Source organism: Gemella sp. GH3, from assembly GCF_013415425.1.
In the GTDB taxonomy this organism is placed as follows: Bacteria; Bacillota; Bacilli; order Staphylococcales; family Gemellaceae; genus Gemelliphila.
Genome location: NZ_JACBYC010000101.1, coordinates 1 through 402 on the forward strand (window position 1 = coordinate 1; position 402 = coordinate 402).

Sequence of the window (402 nt, forward strand, 5' to 3'; positions counted from 1 at the left end):
TATAAATAAAAATATTGAAATTCAACCTGAAAGTGAAAAAGATGTCATTATAGAAGCTCATGAAAATAAAATTGCTCAAGTTATTACTAACTTACTTTCAAATGCGATTAATTATTCTCTTGAGGACAATAAGGTAATTGTACGAGTATTTAGAGAGGGTAAAAAGGTTAATTTAGAAATTCAAGATTTCGGAATTGGTATTAGCGCCAAGGATCAAAAACATATCTTTGAACGTTTCTACAGAGTAGATAAAGCGAGAAGTAGAGATTCTGGCGGTACAGGTTTAGGTTTATCAATAACTAAACATATTGTCGAAGCCCATAACGGACGAATCAACATAAATAGTAGACTTGGAGAAGGTTCGACCTTCAAAGTTACTTTTATAGATGAATAATTTGAGAA

The 402-nt window shown here is 31.1% G+C and carries 1 protein-coding gene; it reads left to right on the forward strand.

Annotated features, from left to right (window positions below):
• Positions 1-394 (forward strand): sensor histidine kinase (locus tag HZY83_RS03725; protein WP_179942734.1); only part of this gene is annotated, 394 nt, incomplete at its 5' end.
• Positions 395-402 lie beyond the last annotated feature (8 nt).